Below are 19730 nucleotides of genomic sequence, written 5' to 3' on the forward strand. Positions count from 1 at the left end.
ATATCTTTCTGCATATGCGCGTTCAGTGTGGCTGCCGGCTGCGGCTGGGCTGCGGATCGTTGCTGCTGGGCCGGTGGGGCGAGGCTGCTAAACGGAAGCAATGCATTCAGAATTTTTATCGAAAGCCTCATGGTCTATCTCCCATGCGGTCAATTTATGCTTGCTTTGCTTCACCGTATAATGAAACTCGATTGCTCTTATCCTGAGAGATTTTCATGGCAGATCGTCCGTTGCCGCCGCTTTCGACCTTGCAGGCCTTCTGCGCTATCGCGGAGACACGAGGCTTTGGACGGGCCGCGGAACGGTTGGGGCTGACACAGACGGCCGTCAGCCATCAGATCGCACAGCTGGAAGGCTGGATGGGCGGCCGGCTCTTCGATCGCGGGCGGCACGGCGCCCGGCTTTCACCTCTTGGTCTTAGGCTTCATCCCGAGATCGCGAGCGCACTTTCTTCGCTCGAGAGCGCTCTGCATCAGGCACGGGAAGCAAGCGCCAGTCCATCGCTGACGATCGCGACGACGCCCGAATTTTCAAGCCAGTGGCTTGCCCCACGTCTCGAGGCCTTCTGCCGACGCTATCCGAAAATTGAAGTCCGCACCGCTGTTGGTTATCAGCGGCCGGATTTTTCAAGTGTCGATTTGGCGATCTGGCTCGGACATGGCGGTCCCGACCTTGTGACGGAGTCGCTGCTGCTCGACGAGGAATTCGTCGTCTCTGCGCCCGCTCTCTCAAGTAGGCTTCCAAGCCGGGGTGCCATTCGCGCCGCGCCGTTGCTGGTCTACCGCGGCATGCGGCACACTGTGCTCGACTGGCAGCGATGGTACGAGCAGGTGACTGTCCGAGATGATCCGAACGTCGAGCCGCTTGCCGGCTTCGACATTGCAAGAGCGGTCGATGAAGCACCGGTCTTCGATTCCTTCGAGGAGATGCTGCAGGCTTGCAGCAGGGGCAAAGGCTTTGCGCTGGTGCGCAGTTCGCTGGTCGCCGAGGATATTGCCGCCGGAATGCTTGTGCGCTGTTTCGTCGAACGCCAGCCTGCAGCCCTCAACTACGCGATGCTTTATCCCGCCGGAGCTCTGGAAAAGTCGTCAGTGGCGCTCTTCCGCAAATGGCTCATCAGCGAGACAGAGCATTCTTAAGCGGGCACATAACATGAATTCAATTCACAAGTGCTGGGCCGCGCCATCGGATTATCGCCGCGGTGCCCCGCATCCATATTCGGACCCGAACAACAACTTGCCCCAAACTCTTGGGCACATCATCAATCGGGTCATCTTATGCCACTTGCTCTTTTTGCCTTGACGATCGCGGCCTATGCGATCGGGACTACGGAATTCGTCATCGTCGGCCTGCTGCCGACAGTCGCCAATGATCTCCACATCACTTTGCCGCTGGCGGGCCTCATCGTCAGCATCTATGCGCTTGGTGTGACTTTTGGCGCGCCGATCTTGACGGCGCTCACCGGCCGTATCGCGCGCAAACCGCTGCTGCTCGGCCTCATGGCGCTCTTCATCATTGGCAATGCCATGGCGGCGTTCAGCCCCGGATATGCGCCGCTCCTCGTCGCGCGCGTGCTGTCGGCTTTCGCGCATGGCGTATTCTTCTCCGTCGGCTCGACGATTGCCGCCGATCTCGTGCCGGAAAATCGCCGCGCCTCGGCCATAGCCATGATGTTTATGGGATTGACCGTCGCGATCGTGACGGGCGTGCCGTTCGGCACCTTCATCGGCCAGACATTCGGCTGGCGGGTGACCTTTGCCGCCGTTGCTGGCCTCGGCGTCGTGGCCTTTGCCGGCATTGCGCTCCTGCTTCCCTCCAACCTCACGAAAGGGCCGCCCGCGAGCATCAAGGATCAGGTCCGCGTGCTCGGCAGCGGCCGGTTACTGATCGTCTTTGCCATGACCGCGCTCGGTTATGGCGGCACGTTCGTCGCCTTCACCTTCCTTGCGTCGATCCTGCAGGAGATCACGGGCTTTTCAGCGTCTGCCGTCAGCCTGATCCTCGTGCTCTACGGCGTCGCGATCGCCGTCGGCAACATCATCGGTGGGCGGATTGCCAATCGTGACCCGGTTAAGGCGCTGACTTGGCTCTTCATCGCGCAGGCGATTGTGCTCGTCCTCTTCAGCTTCACAGCGGTTTCGCCATGGCTGGCGATCCCGACATTAGCGGCTCTCGGCTTCCTCTCCTTTGCAAACGTGCCTGGCCTGCAGCTCTATGTCGTGCAACTGGCGCGGCAGGTCCGTCCGGCCGCCGTCGATGTTGCTTCGGCACTGAATATTGCTGCCTTCAATCTCGGGATTGCGTCAGGCGCCTGGATCGGCGGTTTGGTCGTCGAATCCTCCCTCGGGCTCGGCGCCACACCTTGGGTCGGCGCGATCCTCGTTGCCGCGGGTCTCGTCCTCACCCTCAGGAGCGGCGCGCTGGACCGCCGTTCCGTAACTGCTGTTGATGCCGTGGGCTGCACTGCATGATTAATCCGGGGATAGGCGCCCCGGCGCCCGTCTCGTCCTGCGGTTTTCCATCAAGGCCGATCTTCGAGATCCCCCTTCAGTTGGTCCAGTATCGACAATGCGTGCCCTGCATAGGCGCTGATCCACCGGTCGTAGATGTGCTTGATCGGCAGGCTGTTGAGGTGGTTCCAGCGTTCGCGGCCTTCCTTCTTCGGGATAATGAGGCCGGCTTCCTCCAGAACTTTCAGATGCTGCATCACTGTGCAGCGGTCCATTTCTGCGAAGACTTCGCAGAGCATGCCGGTCGTGCGCGGGCCGTCCTTCAAAATGTCGAGAATTTCACGGCGCCGATAGTGGGCCAGTGCCTTGAAAACAGGGTCGTTATCCGATTCGCTTGACATGTTATGTTTTTATAACATAATGATGCCTATCACAATCGAAAAGAGGAGGAAGTGCAATGTCCCTCAGTATTCGCGTCGGCGGACGGATCGGACGTCCGGTCGCAGAAGTTTTCGATGCGGTGGTCAATCCGAAGAAGCTCTCGAGCTATTTCACGACCATCGGCGGAGCGAGCGCGCCGCTCGTCAAAGGCGCGACCGTGACATGGTGGAAGGATTCTCCGGTCGAAGTGGTCGATCTCGTTCCGGAGCGCCTGATCGTGCTGCGCTGGGATGGCGGCACGGACGAGAACAATGCCCGCTACAAAACGACGGTCGAGATGAAATTCGATCCGCTGGAGGACGGCGGAACGATGGTGACAATTTCCGAGAACGGCTGGCATGAGGACGAGGCCGGCCGGCGCGGCACATATCTCAACTGCGAGGGCTGGGCCAACATGCTCTGCTGCATGAAGGCCTTTGTCGAACACGGCATCAACCTCCGGGAGGGCATGTTCCTCGCCGAAATGCGCGGTGAACCGGCCGAGGCTCCGGACTATGAGGCGCTCAAATGACCGAGCTGCTTTACGGAGGCGTCGATGTCGCCATGAAGGTGCCACCGCATCAGTATCGGCCGGTGCTCAGCTTTTATCGCGACGTCGTAAGGCTGAAGGAAATCGGCAAGGAAGGCGCGCGCGGTTTCGAGCTCGGGCCGATCCGGCTCTGGATCGACGAGGCACCGGCCATGAGCCAGGCGGAGCTTTGGCTGGAGCTCTTCACGCCGGATTTCGGTAAGGCGGCCGAGCATTTGGCAAAGGCCGGCGTGCCGCGGTGCGATCCGATCGAGGCACTTCCCGAAGATTTCCGTGGCGGCTGGATCCTCAATCCGGCAAACATCGTCCATCTCGTCCGCGAGGCAGATGCATGGGAGCCGCCTTCGCCTTAATGTGATAGAGACTTCGCTTGCCTGCTGCACTGTGGGTGCTAGTTTCCGGAATTATTGTATCGATTAGATTCCAGGAGATTCCGAGATGCAGCTTGGCATGGTGGGTTTGGGCCGTATGGGCAATTATATGGTCCAGCGCTTGATGCGCGACGGCCATGAATGCGTCGTCTACGACGCGAAGCCGGAGAGCGTCGCCGATCTCGTTGGAAAAGGTGCGGTCGGCAGCGGCTCGCTTGAGGAGTTCGTCTCGAAGCTTTCCCGACCGCGTGCCATCTGGCTCATGCTACCGGCAGCGATCACCGACAAGGTGATCGCCCAGCTCGTGCCGCTGCTGTATGACGACGACATCATCATCGACGGCGGCAATTCCTACTATCACGACGACATCCGTCGCGGCGCCGAACTGATCACCAAAGGCATCCACTATGTCGACGTCGGCACCAGCGGCGGCGTCTTCGGTCTGGAACGCGGCTATTGCCTGATGATCGGCGGCGAGAAAGGCATCGTGCAGAACCTCTCACCGATCTTCGCGTCGCTGGCGCCCGGCGCCGGCAGCACGCCGCCTTCGACCAATCGCAAGCCAGACCCCAACAGCACGGCAGAGCTGGGCTATCTGCATTGCGGCCCGCATGGCGCGGGCCATTTCGTCAAGATGGTTCACAATGGCATCGAATACGGCCTCATGGCCGCCTATGCCGAGGGGCTGAACATCCTGAAGCGGGCGAATATCGGGGCGGCTAGCAATGAGGCAGATGCCGAAACCGCGCCGCTTTCCCACCCCGAACATTATCGCTACGATTTCAACCTGCAGGATGTCGCCGAGGTATGGCGGCGCGGCAGCGTCATCACCTCGTGGCTGCTCGACCTGACCTCGGACGCGCTGCACGCCGATCCGGCGCTGACGAAATATGCGGGCCGCGTTTCGGACTCTGGCGAAGGCCGCTGGACGATCATGGCGGCGATCGACGAAAGCGTGCCCACGCCGGTGCTGAGCGCTGCGCTCTATGGCCGGTTCTCTTCGCGCGACAATGACGAGTTTGCTAACAAGGTGCTTTCCGCTATGCGCGCCGGCTTCGGCGGCCATGTGGAAAAGCCTAAGGATTAAAGGATTCTGCAGGATCGATGCGAAGCCCGCGCAGCGCCCGCTGCGCGGGCTTCTCTTTCGTACAGCACGATATATGGTTGAGGCAGCAACAACAGAGGGGCAAGGCGATGGGTCTGAGAATTTGCGCGCACGGGGTCCTGCGGTTGCTAATGCCACTGCTTGCCTCCATCGTTATCGCGGGGAGTGCGGGTGCGCAGACGACAGCTCCGGCCGCTCCGGTGCCTGCAGCCCAACCACCTGCAGAGATCCAGCAGATATTGCAACTGATGCAGACGCCCCAGGTAAAGGAATGGATGGCGGCTCAGACGAACGCCGCACCGCCTGCCGTTTCAGATGACGCCGGACAGATGTCGGTGCTCTCCGACCTCGTCGACCATGCACGCCGCCATGTGGACACGGTGTCTGACGCTGCCATGGATCTGCCTGAGGAGGTGGGCGATGCCTCGGAGATCGTTGAGCGGGAGATCGCGCCGAGCGGCTGGTGGTTGGTGACGACGAAAGTGCTCGTGCTTTTCCTGGCGGGAGCGGCTGCAGAATTACTGCTGCGTCTCATTGTACCGCGATTGCGAATCCGCCGCACTGACGGCGAGGTGGTGACCGTTGCTCATCACGCCGCGGCGAACCTCCTCTATCGTATCGTGCCGGCGATCGTCTTTGCCGTGGCGACGCTCGTACCTCTGTTGATGTTCAGCTGGCCACCGGTCACCCGGTCGATGGCGATCGCCATCGCCATCGCCCTCATCGTCGCCCGTTTCACCATTGCATTTGGACGTTTGTTGATGGCGCTTGTCACACTGCCACGCGCCGACGGCGAACGCGACGTCTCGCGGGCGCAGGCTTTGTTCTGGTTTCGCCGGTGCGCCATCTTCGTAATCTATTTCGCTTTCGGATGGGCTGCGATCCAACTCATGGTGCCGCTCGGCTTTTCGGCCGGAGCCCGCTATTTCATTGCCTATGTCCTCGGCATCGGTCTGTTCCTGATCGCGTCCGAAGCGGTCTGGTCGCGGCCGTCGGAGGAAGGGCAGCGTAGCGCTGGCCTTTCCTGGGGGCTGACGCTCTATTTCGCTTTGCTCTGGGTCCTCTGGGTCACCGGTTTCAACCTCTTGCTCTGGATCGGTATTTACTCGGTATTGCTGCCGCGGGCGCTCGCTGTTGCCACGCTTGCCGTCCGTTCGCTGCACCAGGCGGAGGCAGGGTTCCTGGCGAAACGCCGGATCGCCGCGGCGCTGCTTGATCGAGGCGTCCGCGCGATCATCATCACGGCGGCCGCCGTCTGGTTCGGGCGCATGCTCGGCTTTGCTGCGAACCGGATGGCGATGGGCGAGACGATGCTGGACCGCCTTACCCGGGGAGCAATCGGCGGCATCGTCATTCTGCTTGCGGCCGATCTGCTTTGGCATCTGGCACGCGCCTACATCAACGGCAAGCTGGACGATTCACGTATCGATGGAGCAGTCACCGACGAGGAGAAGGCCAGGCGCGCGCGGCTGCAAACACTACTGCCTATCTTTCGCAACATCCTTGCCGTTGTCATCGCCGTCATCGCCGTCTTGATGGTGCTTGCCGGTCTCGGTATTCAGATCGCGCCACTGATCGCCGGTGCCGGCGTTGTCGGCGTTGCCGTGGGTTTCGGAGCGCAGGCGATCGTCAAGGATGTCATCAGCGGCATGTTCTATCTGTGGGACGACGCCTTCCGCGTCGGCGAGTATATCGAGAGCGGCAGCCACAAGGGCGTCGTCGAGTCCTTCAGCCTGCGCTCGGTGAAACTCCGCCATCATCGCGGACCGCTGACGACGGTGCCTTTCGGGGAACTCGGGGCGATCAAGAACCTCAACCGAGACTGGACGATCGACAAGATCAGCCTCAACGTGACCTACGACACCGACCTTGTGAAAGCGAAGAAGGTGATCAAGCAGATCGGTCAGCAATTGCTCGAGAATCCCGAATTCGGGCCGCATATCATCGAGACGCTGAAGATGAAGGGCGTGGAGCAGTTCGGCGAATTCGCGATCGAGATCCGGCTGTCTATGATGACCAAGCCGGGCGAGCAATTCGTCATCCGCCGCAACGCCCTGGCGATGATCCGCAATGCCTTCAAGGAGAACGGCATTGAATTCGCGGTGCCTACGGTGCAGGTCTCGGGCGAGGGGCGCGAAACCGGGGCGCGTGCGGCGGCGGCGCGCCAAATAATGCAAAGGCCGGATACCGCAAGCGAGCCTGCCAGCTGAAAATTCCGAGGCTTGTGCCGGGCAGGCTGCTCCTCTTGCCTTTCGATTGCCGAACCTTACGAAAATGCAATGTTCCGTTGCGTTTGGCGGCGCTAATTCTGCCCCAATTCAAGCCGAGTGACACGCAAACGGCGGCGGTGGGTATCGTCCGGCATCAGCTTGAATGCCGCGTATGCTCCCGGAATGATCCGCCAGGCGGCAAAGCGGCAGGTAGAGATGGCGAGTGACGGCAGCTTGGAAGAGGTCGAAGTCGCGGAGAACGGGGGTGCGCGCGGGCTCTTGCGGCGCTATCGGCCTCACCTGGTGGCGATCGCCACACTTTTTGTTTTCTGCATCGTCGGATATGCGATCGTCCAGCTCACGGATGAGGTGCGCTATGATGACGTCGTCGCTGTGCTCGCCAACACGCGCCCCAGCGCTATTCTGCTTGCGCTTCTCTTTACCGTATTGAGCTTCCTGGCTCTCATCTTTTACGACCTCAATGCCATCGACTATATCGGCAGGAGGTTGCCCGTTCCGCATGTCGCACTGACCGCGTTCAGTGCTTATGCGGTTGGTAACACAGCCGGCTTCGGCGCGCTGAGCGGCGGGGCGATCCGCTATCGCGCCTATTCGCGCCTTGGCCTAACGCCGGAAGATATAGGCCGTGTCATTGCCTTCGTTACCCTGTCCTTCGGGCTTGGACTCGCAGGGGTCGCATCGATCGCGCTGATGATCATCGCCGATGAAATCGCACCCCTGGTGGGCACGAGCGCATTGCTGCTGCGGCTGGTCGCGGGCGCGATCATCGCCGCTCTCGGCGCGCTCCTCTTGCTCGGACGCGATGGTCGGGCGATCCATATCGGCCCGATCGCAATCCGCCTGCCGGATTCGCGCACGTGGTCGCGCCAGTTCCTCGTGACCGCCTTCGATATCGCGACTTCGGCCACGGTTCTTTATGTTCTGCTGCCGCAAACGGCGATCGGCTGGCCGGTGTTTCTTGCAGTCTATGCGATTGCCGTCGGGCTCGGGGTGCTAAGCCATGTGCCGGCTGGGCTTGGCGTTTTCGAGACCGTGATCATCGCTGCGCTCGGGAGCGCCGTAAATGTCGATGCGGTTCTCGGTTCGCTGGTCCTCTACCGGCTGATCTATCATGTGCTGCCGCTTCTGATCGCCGTGCTTGCGGTGTCGGCGACCGAATTTCGGCGCTTTGTCGATCATCCGGCGGCTTCCAGCATCCGGCGCATCGGCGGACGGCTGACGCCGCAGCTGCTTTCGGCCCTGACGCTCCTTCTGGGCGCCATGCTGATCTTTTCGAGCGTCACGCCGACGCCGGATCAGAATCTCGAATTCCTCGCCAATTATCTGCCGCTGCCGATCGTCGAGGGCGCGCACTTCCTCTCCAGTTTGATGGGTCTGGCGTTGGTCGTTGCCGCGCGCGGTCTCGGTCAGCGGTTGGATGGCGCCTGGCTGGTGGCGGTCATCGCCGCGGTCGCCGCGCTGGCGCTTTCGCTGCTCAAGGCCGTAGCACTTGTGGAGGCGGTGTTCCTCGCCTTCCTTATTTTCAGCCTGATTGTCAGCCGCCGACTATTCACCCGTCATGCCTCGCTGCTGAACCAGGCGCTAACGGCATCATGGATGACGGCGATTGCCGTGATCTGCGTCGGCGCTGTCGTCATCCTGCTCTTCGTCTACCGCGATGTGGAATACAGCAACGAGCTCTGGTGGCAGTTCGAATTCACCGGCGAGGCGCCGCGCGGGCTGCGCGCCATTCTCGGCCTCACGATCATCTCCTCGGCAATTGCGATCTTCAGCCTGCTGCGCCCCGCCGCCTTCAAGCCGGAGCCCGCGACGGAGGAGGCGCTCCGGCGCGCGGTCGAGATCGTCAGGACGCAGAATGATGCCGACGCCAATCTCGTGCGCATGGGCGACAAGAGCATCATGTTTTCCGAGGAGGGGGATGCTTTCATCATGTATGGCCGACAGGGCCGCTCCTGGATCGCGCTCTTCGATCCCATCGGGGCAAAGCACGCGACGCCGGAACTCGTCTGGCGCTTCGTCGAGGCAGCGCGGGCGGCCGGCTGCCGGGCGGTGTTCTATCAGATTTCTCCAGTACTTCTCTCCCACTGCGCCGATGCGGGGCTGCGTGCCTTCAAGCTCGGCGAGCTGGCCGTCGCCGATCTGACGAACTTTGAAATGAAGGGCGGCAAATGGGCGAACCTGCGGCAGACCGCAGCGCGCGCGCAGCGCGACGGGCTGGAGTTCGAAGTCATCCCGCCCGAGGCGGTGCCCGGTATCATCAATGACCTTGCGGCGGTTTCGAATGCCTGGCTCGAACATCACAACGCCAAGGAGAAAGGCTTCTCGCTCGGCGCCTTCGAACCGGGCTACGCAAGCGCCCAGCCGGTCGGCGTGTTGAAGAAGGATGGCAAGATCGTCGCTTTCGCCAATATTCTGGTCACCGAGACGAAGTCGGAAGGCACGATCGACCTGATGCGCTTTTCGCCGGAGGCGCCCAGGGGTTCGATGGACTTCCTCTTCGTGCGGATCATGGAATATCTGCACGGCGAGGGCTACACGCACTTCAACCTCGGCATGGCGCCGCTTTCGGGCATGTCCAAGCGCGAGACGGCACCGGTCTGGGATCGCATCGGCAGCACGGTCTTCGAACACGGCGAGCGCTTCTACAATTTCAAAGGCCTTCGCGCATTCAAATCAAAATTTCATCCGCACTGGCAGCCGCGCTATCTTGCGGTCTCCGGAGGGGGCAATCCGATGATTGCGTTGATGGACGCGACCCTTCTCATCGGCGGCGGATTGAGAGGAGTCGTCAGGAAATGATCAGAGGATATATTCTCGCAGCCGCATGCGTGCTTGCGCTGACAGCGCCGGCTGCCGCTGCCGAGGAAACCACGCAGAGTTTCGAAGCCGGGCTCATTCCCTCGCCGCACATCTTCCTGCCGGACGGCGACGTCACCGGCGCGGTGATGCTGATTTCGGATGGCGCCGGCTGGGGCGACAAGGAAAAGGCGGAGGCCGACAGTCTGGTGCAGGAGGGCACTGTCGTCATCGGCGTCGACTTCCCGTCCTATATGGATGCACTGCGCAAGTATGATCTCAGCGAGAACGATGGCTGCATCTATCTGGTTTCCGACATCGAGTCGCTTAGCCAGCAGGTGCAGCGCGCCGCGGGCAACAGCGCCTATCATCTGCCGATAATCGCCGGTATCGGCGAGGGCGGCGCATTGGCGCTGGCGATTGCGGCGCAGACGCCGGATGCGACGATCGGCCGAACGCTGGCTGTGGATCCGGTCGCCGGCATTCCTCTGACCCAACAGCTCTGCACGCCGGCCTCGAAGAAGACCGTCGACGGCAGGATGGTCTACGGCCTTGCTAGAGGCGGCCTTCCGAACCCGATCATTGCCGCCTTCACCTCCGCCGCGCCGGAAGACGGACGCATGCATGCCGAGGCACTGAAGAAGGATCATCCGGAAATCGAGATTCGCGATGCCGGGGATGATGCCGAGACGACGCTTTCAGACATCTTGGAAGACCTGATCGCGGCCTCCGGAAGTACAGACAATCCGCTCGGACTGCCGCTTGCCGTGCTTGATGCCAAGCCGTCCATGGACACCATGGCCATCATCTATTCCGGCGATGGTGGCTGGCGCGATATCGACAAGGAAGTGGGTGCGGCGCTGCAGAAAGAGGGCATTCCCGTCGTCGGCGTCGACTCGCTTCATTATTTCTGGTCGGAGCGCCAGCCCCAGGAGACGGCCGACGATCTGGCGAAGATCATTGAATTTTATCGCAAGCAGTGGAAGGTGAAGCACGTTCTTCTGATCGGTTACTCTTTCGGAGCCGATGTCGTGCCTGCCACCTACAACAGGCTGAAGGCTGCCGACAAAGCGGCGATCGCCCAGGTGTCGCTGCTCTCGCTGTCGCATGAGGTGGACTACGTGATTTCCGTCATGGGCTGGCTCGGCCAAAAGACCGAGGGTGCTGCCGGCGACCCGGTCGATGATCTGAAGGCCATCGGCCCAAAGCTTGTGCAATGTATCTACGGTAAGGACGACGATGACGAGGTCGCCTGCCCCGCACTGAAGGATAGCGGCGCCGATGTCGTCGAGCTGCCGGGCGATCATCACTTCGACGAGAATTACGATCTGCTGACTAAGACGATCGTCGACCGTCTGAAATCGCAGCTTGCCGATTAACGCATCAGCGTCTCTTCGCTCCAACCCAGAGCGGCTATCTCGGCGCTGCGAAACGTCGCGTCGTCGTTGACGATGAACTCGTCAAGCTGTGGCGGCTTCACACTAGTTCCGGCGAGCATCGCATGCGCTTGGCCGCGATGATGCGTCTGGTGCTGGAAAAGGTGGCTCAGCACGTCGTCCGCCCGCTCTTTCTGGACGCGGCCGGCGCGCTGGAGATCGATGACGGCCGCAAGCCTTTCCGGTGTCAGGGCTTCGCAGAATGCCACGAGGCGCTGATCGACCTTGCGCTGCTCGGCAGCAAGCGAGGCGGCCGTATCGAAGGGCTCGTCGACTTCCCAGGCTTTCGGACCAAGAGTGCCGCCCTCGAGCGCATCGACATAGAACCAGTCGACGGTGATGATGTGGTTCAGCGTCGACTTGATCGAGGGAAAGAAGCTTACGCGCTCCGCCTCGAACTCCCCGGGACGCAGGGACGCGCAGGCGGCAAGTAAGCGACGGTTCGCAAGCGCATTGCTATAGGCAAGCTTGCGCAACACCCGGCACGGATCGAAACTTGGCATCGCGCATCCTCCTCTTCAGGTTCTTTCGAATACAACTTGGGACAGTTCCTCGGATCGCGATTGCCGCCGCCAATGAGATGAGGTGGCGCGGCGCCCACGACACTGCCGCCGAGAATCTTCATAAACCCCGTCGGGTGATCACTCAATCGCCTTCCTGAAACAGCCGGAACTGTGCGGCTTCGAGGTCCTTCGGGGGCTGCATACCGAGATGTTTCCAGGCCGTTGCGGTCAGCACACGGCCACGCGGCGTGCGCTGGATGAAGCCCTGCTGGATCATGTAAGGTTCGATGATGTCCTCGATCGCGTCGCGCGGTTCAGAGAGGCCAGCGGCGATCGTTTCGATGCCGACCGGGCCGCCGCCGAAATTGACGGCGATCATGTTGAGATAGCGCTTGTCGAGCTGGTCGAGGCCGACGCTGTCGACGAGCAGGCGGGTGAGCGCCTCGTCGGCGATCTCGCGGGTGACGGCTTCGGCCTTGGCGACTTCGGCGAAATCGCGCACGCGGCGAAGCAGCCGGCCGGCGATGCGCGGCGTGCCGCGGGCGCGGCGCGCAATTTCGCGGGCGCCGTCGTCGGTCATCGGCAGATTCATGAGGCGGGCGCCGCGGCGCACGATCAGTTCCAGTTCTTCCACGGTGTAGAAGCTCAGACGCACCGGAATGCCGAAGCGGTCGCGAAGGGGCGTCGTCAGGAGGCCGAGGCGCGTGGTCGCGGCAACGAGGGTGAATTTCGAGAGATCGATCTTCACCGAGCGGGCGGCCGGGCCTTCGCCGATGATGAGGTCCAGCTGGAAATCCTCCATCGCTGGATACAGGATTTCCTCGACGGCCGGGCTCAGGCGGTGGATCTCATCGATGAAGAGTACGTCGCGCTCTTCGAGATTCGTCAGCAGCGCCGCAAGGTCGCCGGCTTTCGCGATAACCGGGCCGGACGTGGAGCGGAAGTTGACTCCGAGCTCCTTCGCCATGATCTGCGCCAGCGTCGTCTTGCCGAGGCCCGGCGGCCCCACGAAGAGGACATGGTCCAGCGCCTCGCCGCGGTTCTTGGCGGCTTCGATGAAGACCTTCAGATTCGCTCGCGCCTCCGCCTGGCCGGTGAACTCGTCCAGCGACTGCGGACGCAGCGTCACATCCAGATCTTCGCCCCGCTTTTCCGGCGATATCAGGCGGGCAGGTTCGGTCATGCGAGAAGTTCCATTCCGGGAATCGCCCTAGCAGCCTTGCGATCAAATGTGATGACTTTCCGGCAACCGTCCCGGAGACCTGCCCACACGACGAGATAATCGGCGAGATTCGTTTCCGGGGGGCTCTGCGCCGCTACCAATATATTCAGTTCATCGGCATGCTCAACGACAACTTCAGCGGAAGCCAGAAGCAAGCGAAGCATCTCAATGATCTGCGGTTGCGGGTAACTCAAACCATCATGGCAAGAAACCGGGTTTTCGCCAATCACCGCGCCAATTCCCTCAATCCCAACCTGATCAGTTTCGCGCTGTCAGCACCTTCGCCTGCCGTTTTCATCGCAGCAGCAACAGCATTGGCGGCCTGGTCACGCGAATAGCCGAGATTCGTCAACGCAGAGACGGCATCGGAGACGGGTGCCGAAGCGACACCTTCGCCAAGTTCCTGCTTGAGACCGATATTGATCGCCTCGCCGGCAAAGGCGGGGGCCTTGTTCTTCAACTCGGTGACGATACGTACCGCGACCTTCGGGCCGACACCCTGAGCGCGGGAGACGGCCGTTCTGTCCTGCAGGGCGATGGCATTGGCAAGTTCGCTCGGCGTCAGGATGGAGAGGATGGCGAGCGCCACCTTCGCGCCGACACCCTGGACGCTTTGCAGCAGGTTGAACCATTCGCGCTCCAACGCGGTCATGAAGCCGAAGAGCTTCAGCTGGTCTTCACGCACATAAGTCTCGATGAAAAGCGCGCAAGCTTCTCCCGGCGAACCGAGCCTCGACAGCGTGCGGCCGGAGCAATTGGCGACGTAGCAAACGCCGTGGACGTCGACAAGTACATGGTCGTCGCCGATTTCGTCGATGGTGCCTTTGAGCTTGCCGATCATGAAGAGGTCCGTCAGGGATGGGTTTCGGGTGTAATGAGGTCGAGCGATGGGAAATAGGAATGGTAGCCTTTGGAATCACGGGTCAGAACCGTGTAGCCGCGGATCGCCGCATGCGCGCCAATTAGAAAATCGGGAAGAATGCTCTCACGCTCGCCGCCTGATTTCCGATAGACGCGGAAGGCGGCGGCGGCCGCAAACGCAGCGGCCCAAGGCAGATTCTCGCGGCGGAATTCATCCTGCGGCAGCAGGCGATCCACTTCGTCCATATCGCGATAGCGCACGGAAAACTCCGAGTAGATGATCGGGTTTATCAGGACCGGACCGCGCTTGAAGACGTCCAAAGCACGCTGGCGTGACCAGCCATGCCAATCGGATGTCGGGATCGCAAGGTCGACGAGAACGTTGGTGTCGATCAACGTTGCCATCAGCGGTCCCGCGTCATCGACATAAGTTCTTCGGCATCGATTGCCTGGTCGCCGGTTCCTTCAAGCCGATCGAGGGATTGCATGAAGCGATCGAGACGACCGCGATCTTCCAATTCCTGCTTTCCATTCTTTGGTGCAAGAATCAACTTTCCACCCTCAACCGAAAAGATCACCTCGCTGTTTAGCTCTATACCTGCAAGCTCACGCAGGTCGCGAGGGATAGTGACTTGGCCCTTTGAGGTAACGCGCATCTGATTGCTCCACTGATGCGGTAAGAATTATCATTACTAATAGAACAAGGCAAGAACGCATGTCAGCCGGCCACTGCCGCCAGGCGCATCCTGCTGCTGCCGCGGTTATGGGCATGGCAGATGGCGATGGCGAGCGCATCGGCGGCGTCGTTGCCTTTGAACTCAACTTTCGGCATCAGGATTTTCAGCATCATGTGGATTTGTTGCTTCTCACCGTGGCCCACACCGATGACGGCCTTCTTGACGGCATTGGGTGCATATTCCGATACCTGCAGCCCGGCGCGCGCCGGCACGAGCATCGCAATGCCGCGGGCTTGGCCGAGCTTCAGGGTCGCAACCGCATCCTTGTTGACGAAAGTCTGCTCAACGGCTGCCTCATCCGGCTTGTAACCATGCACGATTTCGGCGAGTCCGTCGTGCAACTGGCAGAGGCGGGAGGCGAGGTCCATGTCGCCGTCGGAGGTCACTGTTCCGGAGGCCACGAAGCGCAGCGAATTGCCGAGCGTGTCGATAATTCCCCAGCCGGTGCGGCGCAGACCGGGATCGATGCCGATGATGCGAATCGTATTTTGCATAGTTCACCTTATTGCGGTTGCAAAATAACTGCCACCAATATGTGAACAAAGCAAAAACATTCCCTCTTTTGTAGGAGGCCGTTTACCACGAATTAAATCCGATGCCTGAAATCTAGTCCCTTCAAATGTGAGAGGAGCTGCCTTTTGCAAAAGGTTAAGGCTCCCCGTGTTCTGTTTTCGGTCAAGCTGGCAGGGATTGCGCTGCCGGCAAGCCGCTCCGGAAGGGTTGTTGTCATGGCTCAGAGATTTCAGTCCCTGTCCTTTAAGGTTATCGCGACATTCATCCTGCTCACGGCACTGGCTGTGAGCGCGATCAGCGTTCTCGGCTATTTCACCAGCAGCCGCATCTCGGATGCGCAGGCTCTGAAGGCCAAGGAAAGTGTTCTCATCTTCCGCGGCGACATGCTGCAGGACCAACTAGGGCAGCTTGAGAACCAGGCGAGTTCCATTGCGCGCATAGAGGCGCTGCAGATGTCGATCACCAGCCTGAAAAGCGGCTGGAAGACGATCGAAAAATCGTCGGGCGACGCGCGAGGCGACCTCAAAAAGGTGTTCATCACCAACAATCCGAATCCGGCGGATCAGCGTGAGAGGCTGATGAAGCCGGAAGGGCCGAGCGGCTTCTACTACTCGAACCACGAGAAGACCCAGGGCGAAGTCGCCCGCGACCTAGAGAACACCGCCTTCAGCGACTTGCTGATTGCCGATCTCGACGGCTCGGTTCTCTATTCCTACAAGAAGGACGATAATTTCGCCGAGAACCTGAAGGCCGATCCATGGAAGGCGACAGGTGCGGGTATTGCATTTGCAAAAGCGGTCGAGAACACGGCCAAGGCGACGGACAATTCCGCGCCGACTGCATTCTCGGGTCTGCGGGTCGATTCCTCCAGTGGCAAGTCGGCGATCTTCTATGCAGTGCCGATCATCAAGCTCGGTCAGGCGAAGGGCATCATCCTTTTCAAGGTGCGCAATGATATCATCACCAGCATCCTGGCAAAGGGTATAGTTTCCGGCAGCACGGCTCAGGCTGCCATTATTTCCAGTGACGGTTCTGCGGTCGGGCTCAATACCGAAGGCCGGCTTGCGACGCTTGACACGGCGCCGTTCACCTTCGTGAAGGACGCGCTTGCAAGCAGCAACGGCATGACAGTCGACGACTTTGCGCGCCCCGACGGCACCGCCCGGGCCTATGTCCGCTCCATCGCCTATCAGGGCGAGCGGTTCCTCGTCGTCGAAAGCGTGCTCGTCAGCGAGCTCAATGCTGGTTCGATCGAGATCGCGACGCTGCTGACCATGATTGGCCTCGCAGCGCTTGTCGTCATGGCGATTGCCACGGGCCTCATCACCAAGTTGCTCTTCTCGCCGCTTGCGCGCCTTGCCTGCAATACCCGCGAGGTGGCCGGCGGCAAGCTGGATGTCGAGATCGGCAGCCAGAACCGTCAGGACGAAATCGGCACGATGGCCAAGGCGCTTGCCCGATTCAGGCAATCACTGATCGAAAGCCGCGAGCTGGAAGCGGCAAGTGCTGCAACCCGCGCCCGCGCCGAGCGCGACCGTCAAGAAAACCTTGCTCTTCGCGAAGCTGAAGCGAAAACCTTGCAAGATGTCGTCCAGGCTCTGGATGAGGGTCTGCATCATCTGGCGAACGGCGACCTTGCCTACCAGATCGAGACGAGTTTCCCGAACGAGCTTGAAGGCCTGCGCGTCAACTTCAACGAGGCGCTCGCCACGCTCAGCGAGACGATGACGGCGATCGGCGGCAACTCCATGGCAGTGCGCTCCGGCTCGGAAGAGATGCGGACCGGCGCCGACGACCTTGCCCGACGCACCGAGCGCCAGGCTGCGTCGATCACCGAAACGGCCAATGCGATCGATGCGATCACCCAGTCCGTTCGCGTCCAGATCCAACGCGCTGAACAGGCGGAGCGCATTGCCCGCGACGCGAAAAAGGAGACCACCGGCTCCGGCGAGATCATGCGTGAGACCATTGCGGCGATGGAGGCGATCCAGTCCTCATCGCGGCAGATCAACACGATCATCTCCGTCATCGACGACATCGCATTCCAGACGAACCTGCTGGCCCTCAATGCCGGCGTCGAAGCGGCCCGCGCCGGTGAATCCGGCAAGGGCTTTGCGGTCGTTGCGATGGAAGTGCGTGAACTGGCGCAGCGTTCATCGAGCGCCGCCAAGGAGATCGCGAGCCTGCTGCAGAAATCGACCCATGAGGTTGAGACGGGCGTGTCGCTTGTCGAGCGGGCAGGTGTGGCGCTGACGGGCATCGGCAGCCATGTCGAGCACATCAATGGCCAGGTTCACGAGATCATGGAATCGACCCGTGAAGAGGCGGATACGCTGCGCCAGATCAACAAGGCCGTTTCCGAACTCGACTCGATGACGCAGCAGAATGCCGCGATGGTGGAGGAAACGACAGCCGCGATCCACCGCCTTGCGGCCGAGGCCGTGGAGATGGACCGCCAGCTCGGCAATTTCACGCTGCCGCACGATCATCATCATCACGGCGCCGAAATCCACATTCTTCGGCACCGGCGGCACACGGCTTGAAATAGCGAGATCGAGGGTCGGGAAACCGGCCCTTTTTCTTTGTCCGCGGGATTTGGAATGAGCGATTCCAGAACCTACATAGACCTGTCCTTCCAATCACCGGCAGGTTTTCTTTATGGTTCCCTTTTCCATTCTCGATCTTTCGCCCGTTGCCGAAGGCACGACGATCCAGCAATCCTTCGAAGGCTCGGCGCGCATGGCGCAGAAAGCGGAGGAGTGCGGCTACAAGCGCTTCTGGCTGGCGGAGCATCACGGCATGCCGGGTGTCGCGAGTGCCGCGACTGCGGTCGTCATCAGCCATGTCGGCGCCGCGACAAACCACATTCGCATCGGCTCGGGCGGAATCATGCTGCCCAACCATTCGCCGCTGGTGATCGCCGAGCAGTTCGGCACATTGTCGGCGCTTTTTCCGGGCCGCGTCGATCTCGGGCTCGGTCGCGCTCCCGGCACGGATATGCGGACGGCGCAGGCGCTCCGTCGCAATCTGGAGGCGGGCGCCCACAATTTCCCGAACGATATCGTCGAGCTGCAGCAGCTACTGGGTGAGCCGGTTGAGAACCAGGCGATCCTTGCCGTTCCAGGCTACAGTTCGCATGTGCCGATCTGGCTGCTTGGCTCCAGTCTTTATAGCGCCCAGCTGGCGGCGATGCTCGGCCTGCCCTATGCCTTCGCCTCGCATTTCGCACCGGATTTGCTGCTCGATGCGATCGACATCTACCGCAGCAAGTTCCAGCCTTCGGCCTCGCTCGACCAGCCTTATGTGATGGCCGGCGTCATGGGCTCCGTCGCGCCGACGGATGAGGAAGCGCAGTATCATTTCACCTCCGCGCAGCAGCAATTCGTCAACCTGCGCCGCAACGTCCGTGGTCCGTTTCCGCGGCCGGTCGAGGACATGCAAGGCTTCTGGTCGCCGATGGAGAAACTGAATGTCGAGCACACACTACGCTACGCGGTCGTCGGTTCACCGAAGACGGCAGAGGCGAAGCTCACCGAATTCCTGAAGGAGACCGGGGCGGACGAGGTCATCATCTCCATGCCGATACACGACATCGAGGCGCGGTTGAGATCGGTCGAGCTGTTTGCAGGACTGAGGAATTTCATGAGAGTTGCGGCTTAAGACAAAAGACCCGCCAGCGTTTCCGCAGCCGGGTCTTCAATTCGTTCGTTGGAATGCTCAAGCCGAAAGCTTGGCGAGCACTTCCTCGGAAACCTCGAAGTTCGAATAGACGTTCTGCACGTCGTCGTCGTCGTCCAGGCTGTCGATGAGCTTCATCAGCGACTGGGCCTTTTCCTCGTCCACTGGCACGCTGTTCTGGGCGCGCCAGACGGCCTTGACGGTTTCGGCTTCGCCAAGCGTGCCTTCCAGCGCCTTGGCGACTTCGCCGAGGGATTCGAAGGCGCAGGTGATGGTGTGGCCTTCCCCGTCGGTCTCGACGTCATCGGCGCCGGCTTCGATCGCGGCTTCCATGACCGTGTCGGCATCGCCGGCCGATAGCTTGTAGGTGATCTCGCCGACGTGATCGAAGGAGAAGGAAACCGAGCCTGTTTCGCCGAGCGCGCCGCCCGCCTTGGTGAAGATTGAGCGGACGTTGGAGGCGGTGCGGTTGCGGTTGTCTGTCAGCGCCTCGACGATGATCGCCGTGCCGCCTGGGCCATAGCCTTCGTAGCGGACTTCGTCGTAGTTCTCGCTATCGGCGCCTGCCGCCTTCTTGATGGCGCGGTCGATATTGTCCTTCGGCATGGACTGTGCCTTGGCGTTCTGGATTGCTAGGCGCAGGCGGGCGTTCATCGTCGGGTCGGGCAGGCCGGCCTTGGCTGCAACGGTGATTTCACGCGCGAGCTTGGAGAACATTTTCGACCGCACGGCATCCTGACGGCCCTTGCGATGCATGATGTTTTTAAACTGTGAATGGCCAGCCATGGCACCCCTGTTCACGTCTCATTGTTCGGAATGGACGGCCTTATAAGAGCGAAGCGGACCGCATTCAAGGG

General features: G+C 60.9%; 19 protein-coding genes. 10 read left to right on the forward strand and 9 right to left on the reverse strand.

Annotation, left to right across the window (positions count from 1 at the left end; all coding sequences use genetic code 11):
• Positions 1 to 215: 215 nt before the first annotated feature.
• Both ACZ9BX_RS19650 and ACZ9BX_RS19655 read left to right on the forward strand, forming a co-directional pair.
• Positions 216 to 1139 (forward strand): LysR substrate-binding domain-containing protein, encoded by a 924-nt coding sequence (locus tag ACZ9BX_RS19650; protein WP_476219724.1) that lies wholly within the window; start codon positions 216 to 218, stop codon positions 1137 to 1139.
• A gap of 138 nt (positions 1140 to 1277) precedes the next feature.
• Positions 1278 to 2471, forward strand: a complete 1194-nt coding sequence (locus tag ACZ9BX_RS19655; RefSeq protein WP_476219726.1) for an MFS transporter — start codon at positions 1278 to 1280, stop codon at positions 2469 to 2471.
• A gap of 50 nt (positions 2472 to 2521) precedes the next feature.
• On the opposite strand, the gene ACZ9BX_RS19660 is transcribed toward ACZ9BX_RS19655, so the two are convergent.
• Positions 2522 to 2851, reverse strand: a complete 330-nt coding sequence (locus ACZ9BX_RS19660) for an ArsR/SmtB family transcription factor (protein ID WP_476219728.1) — start codon at positions 2849 to 2851, stop codon at positions 2522 to 2524.
• A gap of 56 nt (positions 2852 to 2907) precedes the next feature.
• On the opposite strand from ACZ9BX_RS19660, the gene ACZ9BX_RS19665 reads away from it, so the two are divergent.
• The 6 genes from ACZ9BX_RS19665 to ACZ9BX_RS19690 all read left to right on the forward strand — a co-directional run bounded on the left by ACZ9BX_RS19665 (position 2908) and on the right by ACZ9BX_RS19690 (position 11302).
• Entirely contained in the window at positions 2908 to 3402 is a 495-nt protein-coding gene (locus ACZ9BX_RS19665; RefSeq protein WP_476219730.1) for an SRPBCC domain-containing protein, read from the forward strand.
• The gene (locus ACZ9BX_RS19670) at positions 3399 to 3773 is read left to right on the forward strand and encodes a hypothetical protein (RefSeq protein ID WP_476219732.1); all 375 of its coding nucleotides are present in this window, start codon (positions 3399 to 3401) and stop codon (positions 3771 to 3773) included. Before ACZ9BX_RS19665 ends, ACZ9BX_RS19670 begins: the two co-directional genes overlap by 4 nt.
• An 85-nt stretch (positions 3774 to 3858) precedes the next feature.
• Positions 3859 to 4878, forward strand: a complete 1020-nt coding sequence (gene gnd / locus ACZ9BX_RS19675) for a phosphogluconate dehydrogenase (NAD(+)-dependent, decarboxylating) (protein ID WP_476219734.1) — start codon at positions 3859 to 3861, stop codon at positions 4876 to 4878.
• A 107-nt stretch (positions 4879 to 4985) separates the two neighbouring features.
• Positions 4986 to 7106 carry a mechanosensitive ion channel family protein gene (locus ACZ9BX_RS19680; RefSeq protein WP_476219735.1) on the forward strand — a complete coding sequence of 707 codons (2121 nt, stop codon included), beginning with the start codon at positions 4986 to 4988 and terminating at the stop codon, positions 7104 to 7106.
• A gap of 216 nt (positions 7107 to 7322) precedes the next feature.
• Positions 7323 to 9926 (forward strand): bifunctional lysylphosphatidylglycerol flippase/synthetase MprF, encoded by a 2604-nt coding sequence (mprF, locus tag ACZ9BX_RS19685; RefSeq protein ID WP_476219737.1) that lies wholly within the window; start codon positions 7323 to 7325, stop codon positions 9924 to 9926.
• Entirely contained in the window at positions 9923 to 11302 is a 1380-nt protein-coding gene (locus ACZ9BX_RS19690) for a virulence factor family protein (protein ID WP_476219739.1), read from the forward strand. Before mprF ends, ACZ9BX_RS19690 begins: the two co-directional genes overlap by 4 nt.
• On the opposite strand, the gene ACZ9BX_RS19695 is transcribed toward ACZ9BX_RS19690, so the two are convergent.
• The 7 genes from ACZ9BX_RS19695 to ruvC form a co-directional block, all read right to left on the reverse strand.
• On the reverse strand, positions 11299 to 11862 hold the full coding sequence (locus tag ACZ9BX_RS19695; protein ID WP_476219740.1) for a DinB family protein: 564 nt from the start codon (positions 11860 to 11862) through the stop codon (positions 11299 to 11301). The genes ACZ9BX_RS19690 and ACZ9BX_RS19695 overlap by 4 nt on opposite strands.
• A gap of 142 nt (positions 11863 to 12004) precedes the next feature.
• Positions 12005 to 13045: a Holliday junction branch migration DNA helicase RuvB gene (gene ruvB / locus ACZ9BX_RS19700; RefSeq protein WP_027508100.1), complete on the reverse strand. Its 1041-nt coding sequence runs from the start codon at positions 13043 to 13045 to the stop codon at positions 12005 to 12007.
• Positions 13042 to 13314: a hypothetical protein gene (locus ACZ9BX_RS19705; RefSeq protein WP_476219742.1), complete on the reverse strand. Its 273-nt coding sequence runs from the start codon at positions 13312 to 13314 to the stop codon at positions 13042 to 13044. Before ACZ9BX_RS19705 ends, ruvB begins: the two co-directional genes overlap by 4 nt.
• Positions 13311 to 13925 carry a Holliday junction branch migration protein RuvA gene (ruvA, locus tag ACZ9BX_RS19710; RefSeq protein ID WP_476219743.1) on the reverse strand — a complete coding sequence of 205 codons (615 nt, stop codon included), beginning with the start codon at positions 13923 to 13925 and terminating at the stop codon, positions 13311 to 13313. The genes ACZ9BX_RS19705 and ruvA overlap by 4 nt, the downstream gene beginning before the upstream one ends.
• An 11-nt stretch (positions 13926 to 13936) precedes the next feature.
• Complete coding sequence (locus tag ACZ9BX_RS19715; protein ID WP_476219745.1) at positions 13937 to 14350, reverse strand: type II toxin-antitoxin system VapC family toxin; 414 nt, start codon at positions 14348 to 14350, stop codon at positions 13937 to 13939.
• Positions 14350 to 14601, reverse strand: a complete 252-nt coding sequence (locus tag ACZ9BX_RS19720) for an AbrB/MazE/SpoVT family DNA-binding domain-containing protein (protein WP_027508104.1) — start codon at positions 14599 to 14601, stop codon at positions 14350 to 14352. Before ACZ9BX_RS19720 ends, ACZ9BX_RS19715 begins: the two co-directional genes overlap by 1 nt.
• 62 nt (positions 14602 to 14663) lie before the next feature.
• Complete coding sequence (gene ruvC, locus ACZ9BX_RS19725) at positions 14664 to 15176, reverse strand: crossover junction endodeoxyribonuclease RuvC (RefSeq protein ID WP_027508105.1); 513 nt, start codon at positions 15174 to 15176, stop codon at positions 14664 to 14666.
• Positions 15177 to 15410: 234 nt separating this feature from the next.
• Between ruvC and ACZ9BX_RS19730 the strand changes: the two genes are divergently transcribed.
• A complete protein-coding gene (locus ACZ9BX_RS19730; RefSeq protein WP_476219749.1) occupies positions 15411 to 17738 on the forward strand; it encodes a methyl-accepting chemotaxis protein in 2328 nt (775 codons plus the stop codon).
• 115 nt (positions 17739 to 17853) lie between these two features.
• Positions 17854 to 18855: an LLM class flavin-dependent oxidoreductase gene (locus ACZ9BX_RS19735; protein ID WP_476219751.1), complete on the forward strand. Its 1002-nt coding sequence runs from the start codon at positions 17854 to 17856 to the stop codon at positions 18853 to 18855.
• 57 nt (positions 18856 to 18912) lie between these two features.
• On the opposite strand, the gene ACZ9BX_RS19740 is transcribed toward ACZ9BX_RS19735, so the two are convergent.
• Complete coding sequence (locus ACZ9BX_RS19740) at positions 18913 to 19659, reverse strand: YebC/PmpR family DNA-binding transcriptional regulator (RefSeq protein WP_476219753.1); 747 nt, start codon at positions 19657 to 19659, stop codon at positions 18913 to 18915.
• Positions 19660 to 19730 lie beyond the last annotated feature (71 nt).

It is taken from the genome of Rhizobium sp. USDA 3886 (assembly GCF_056279785.1).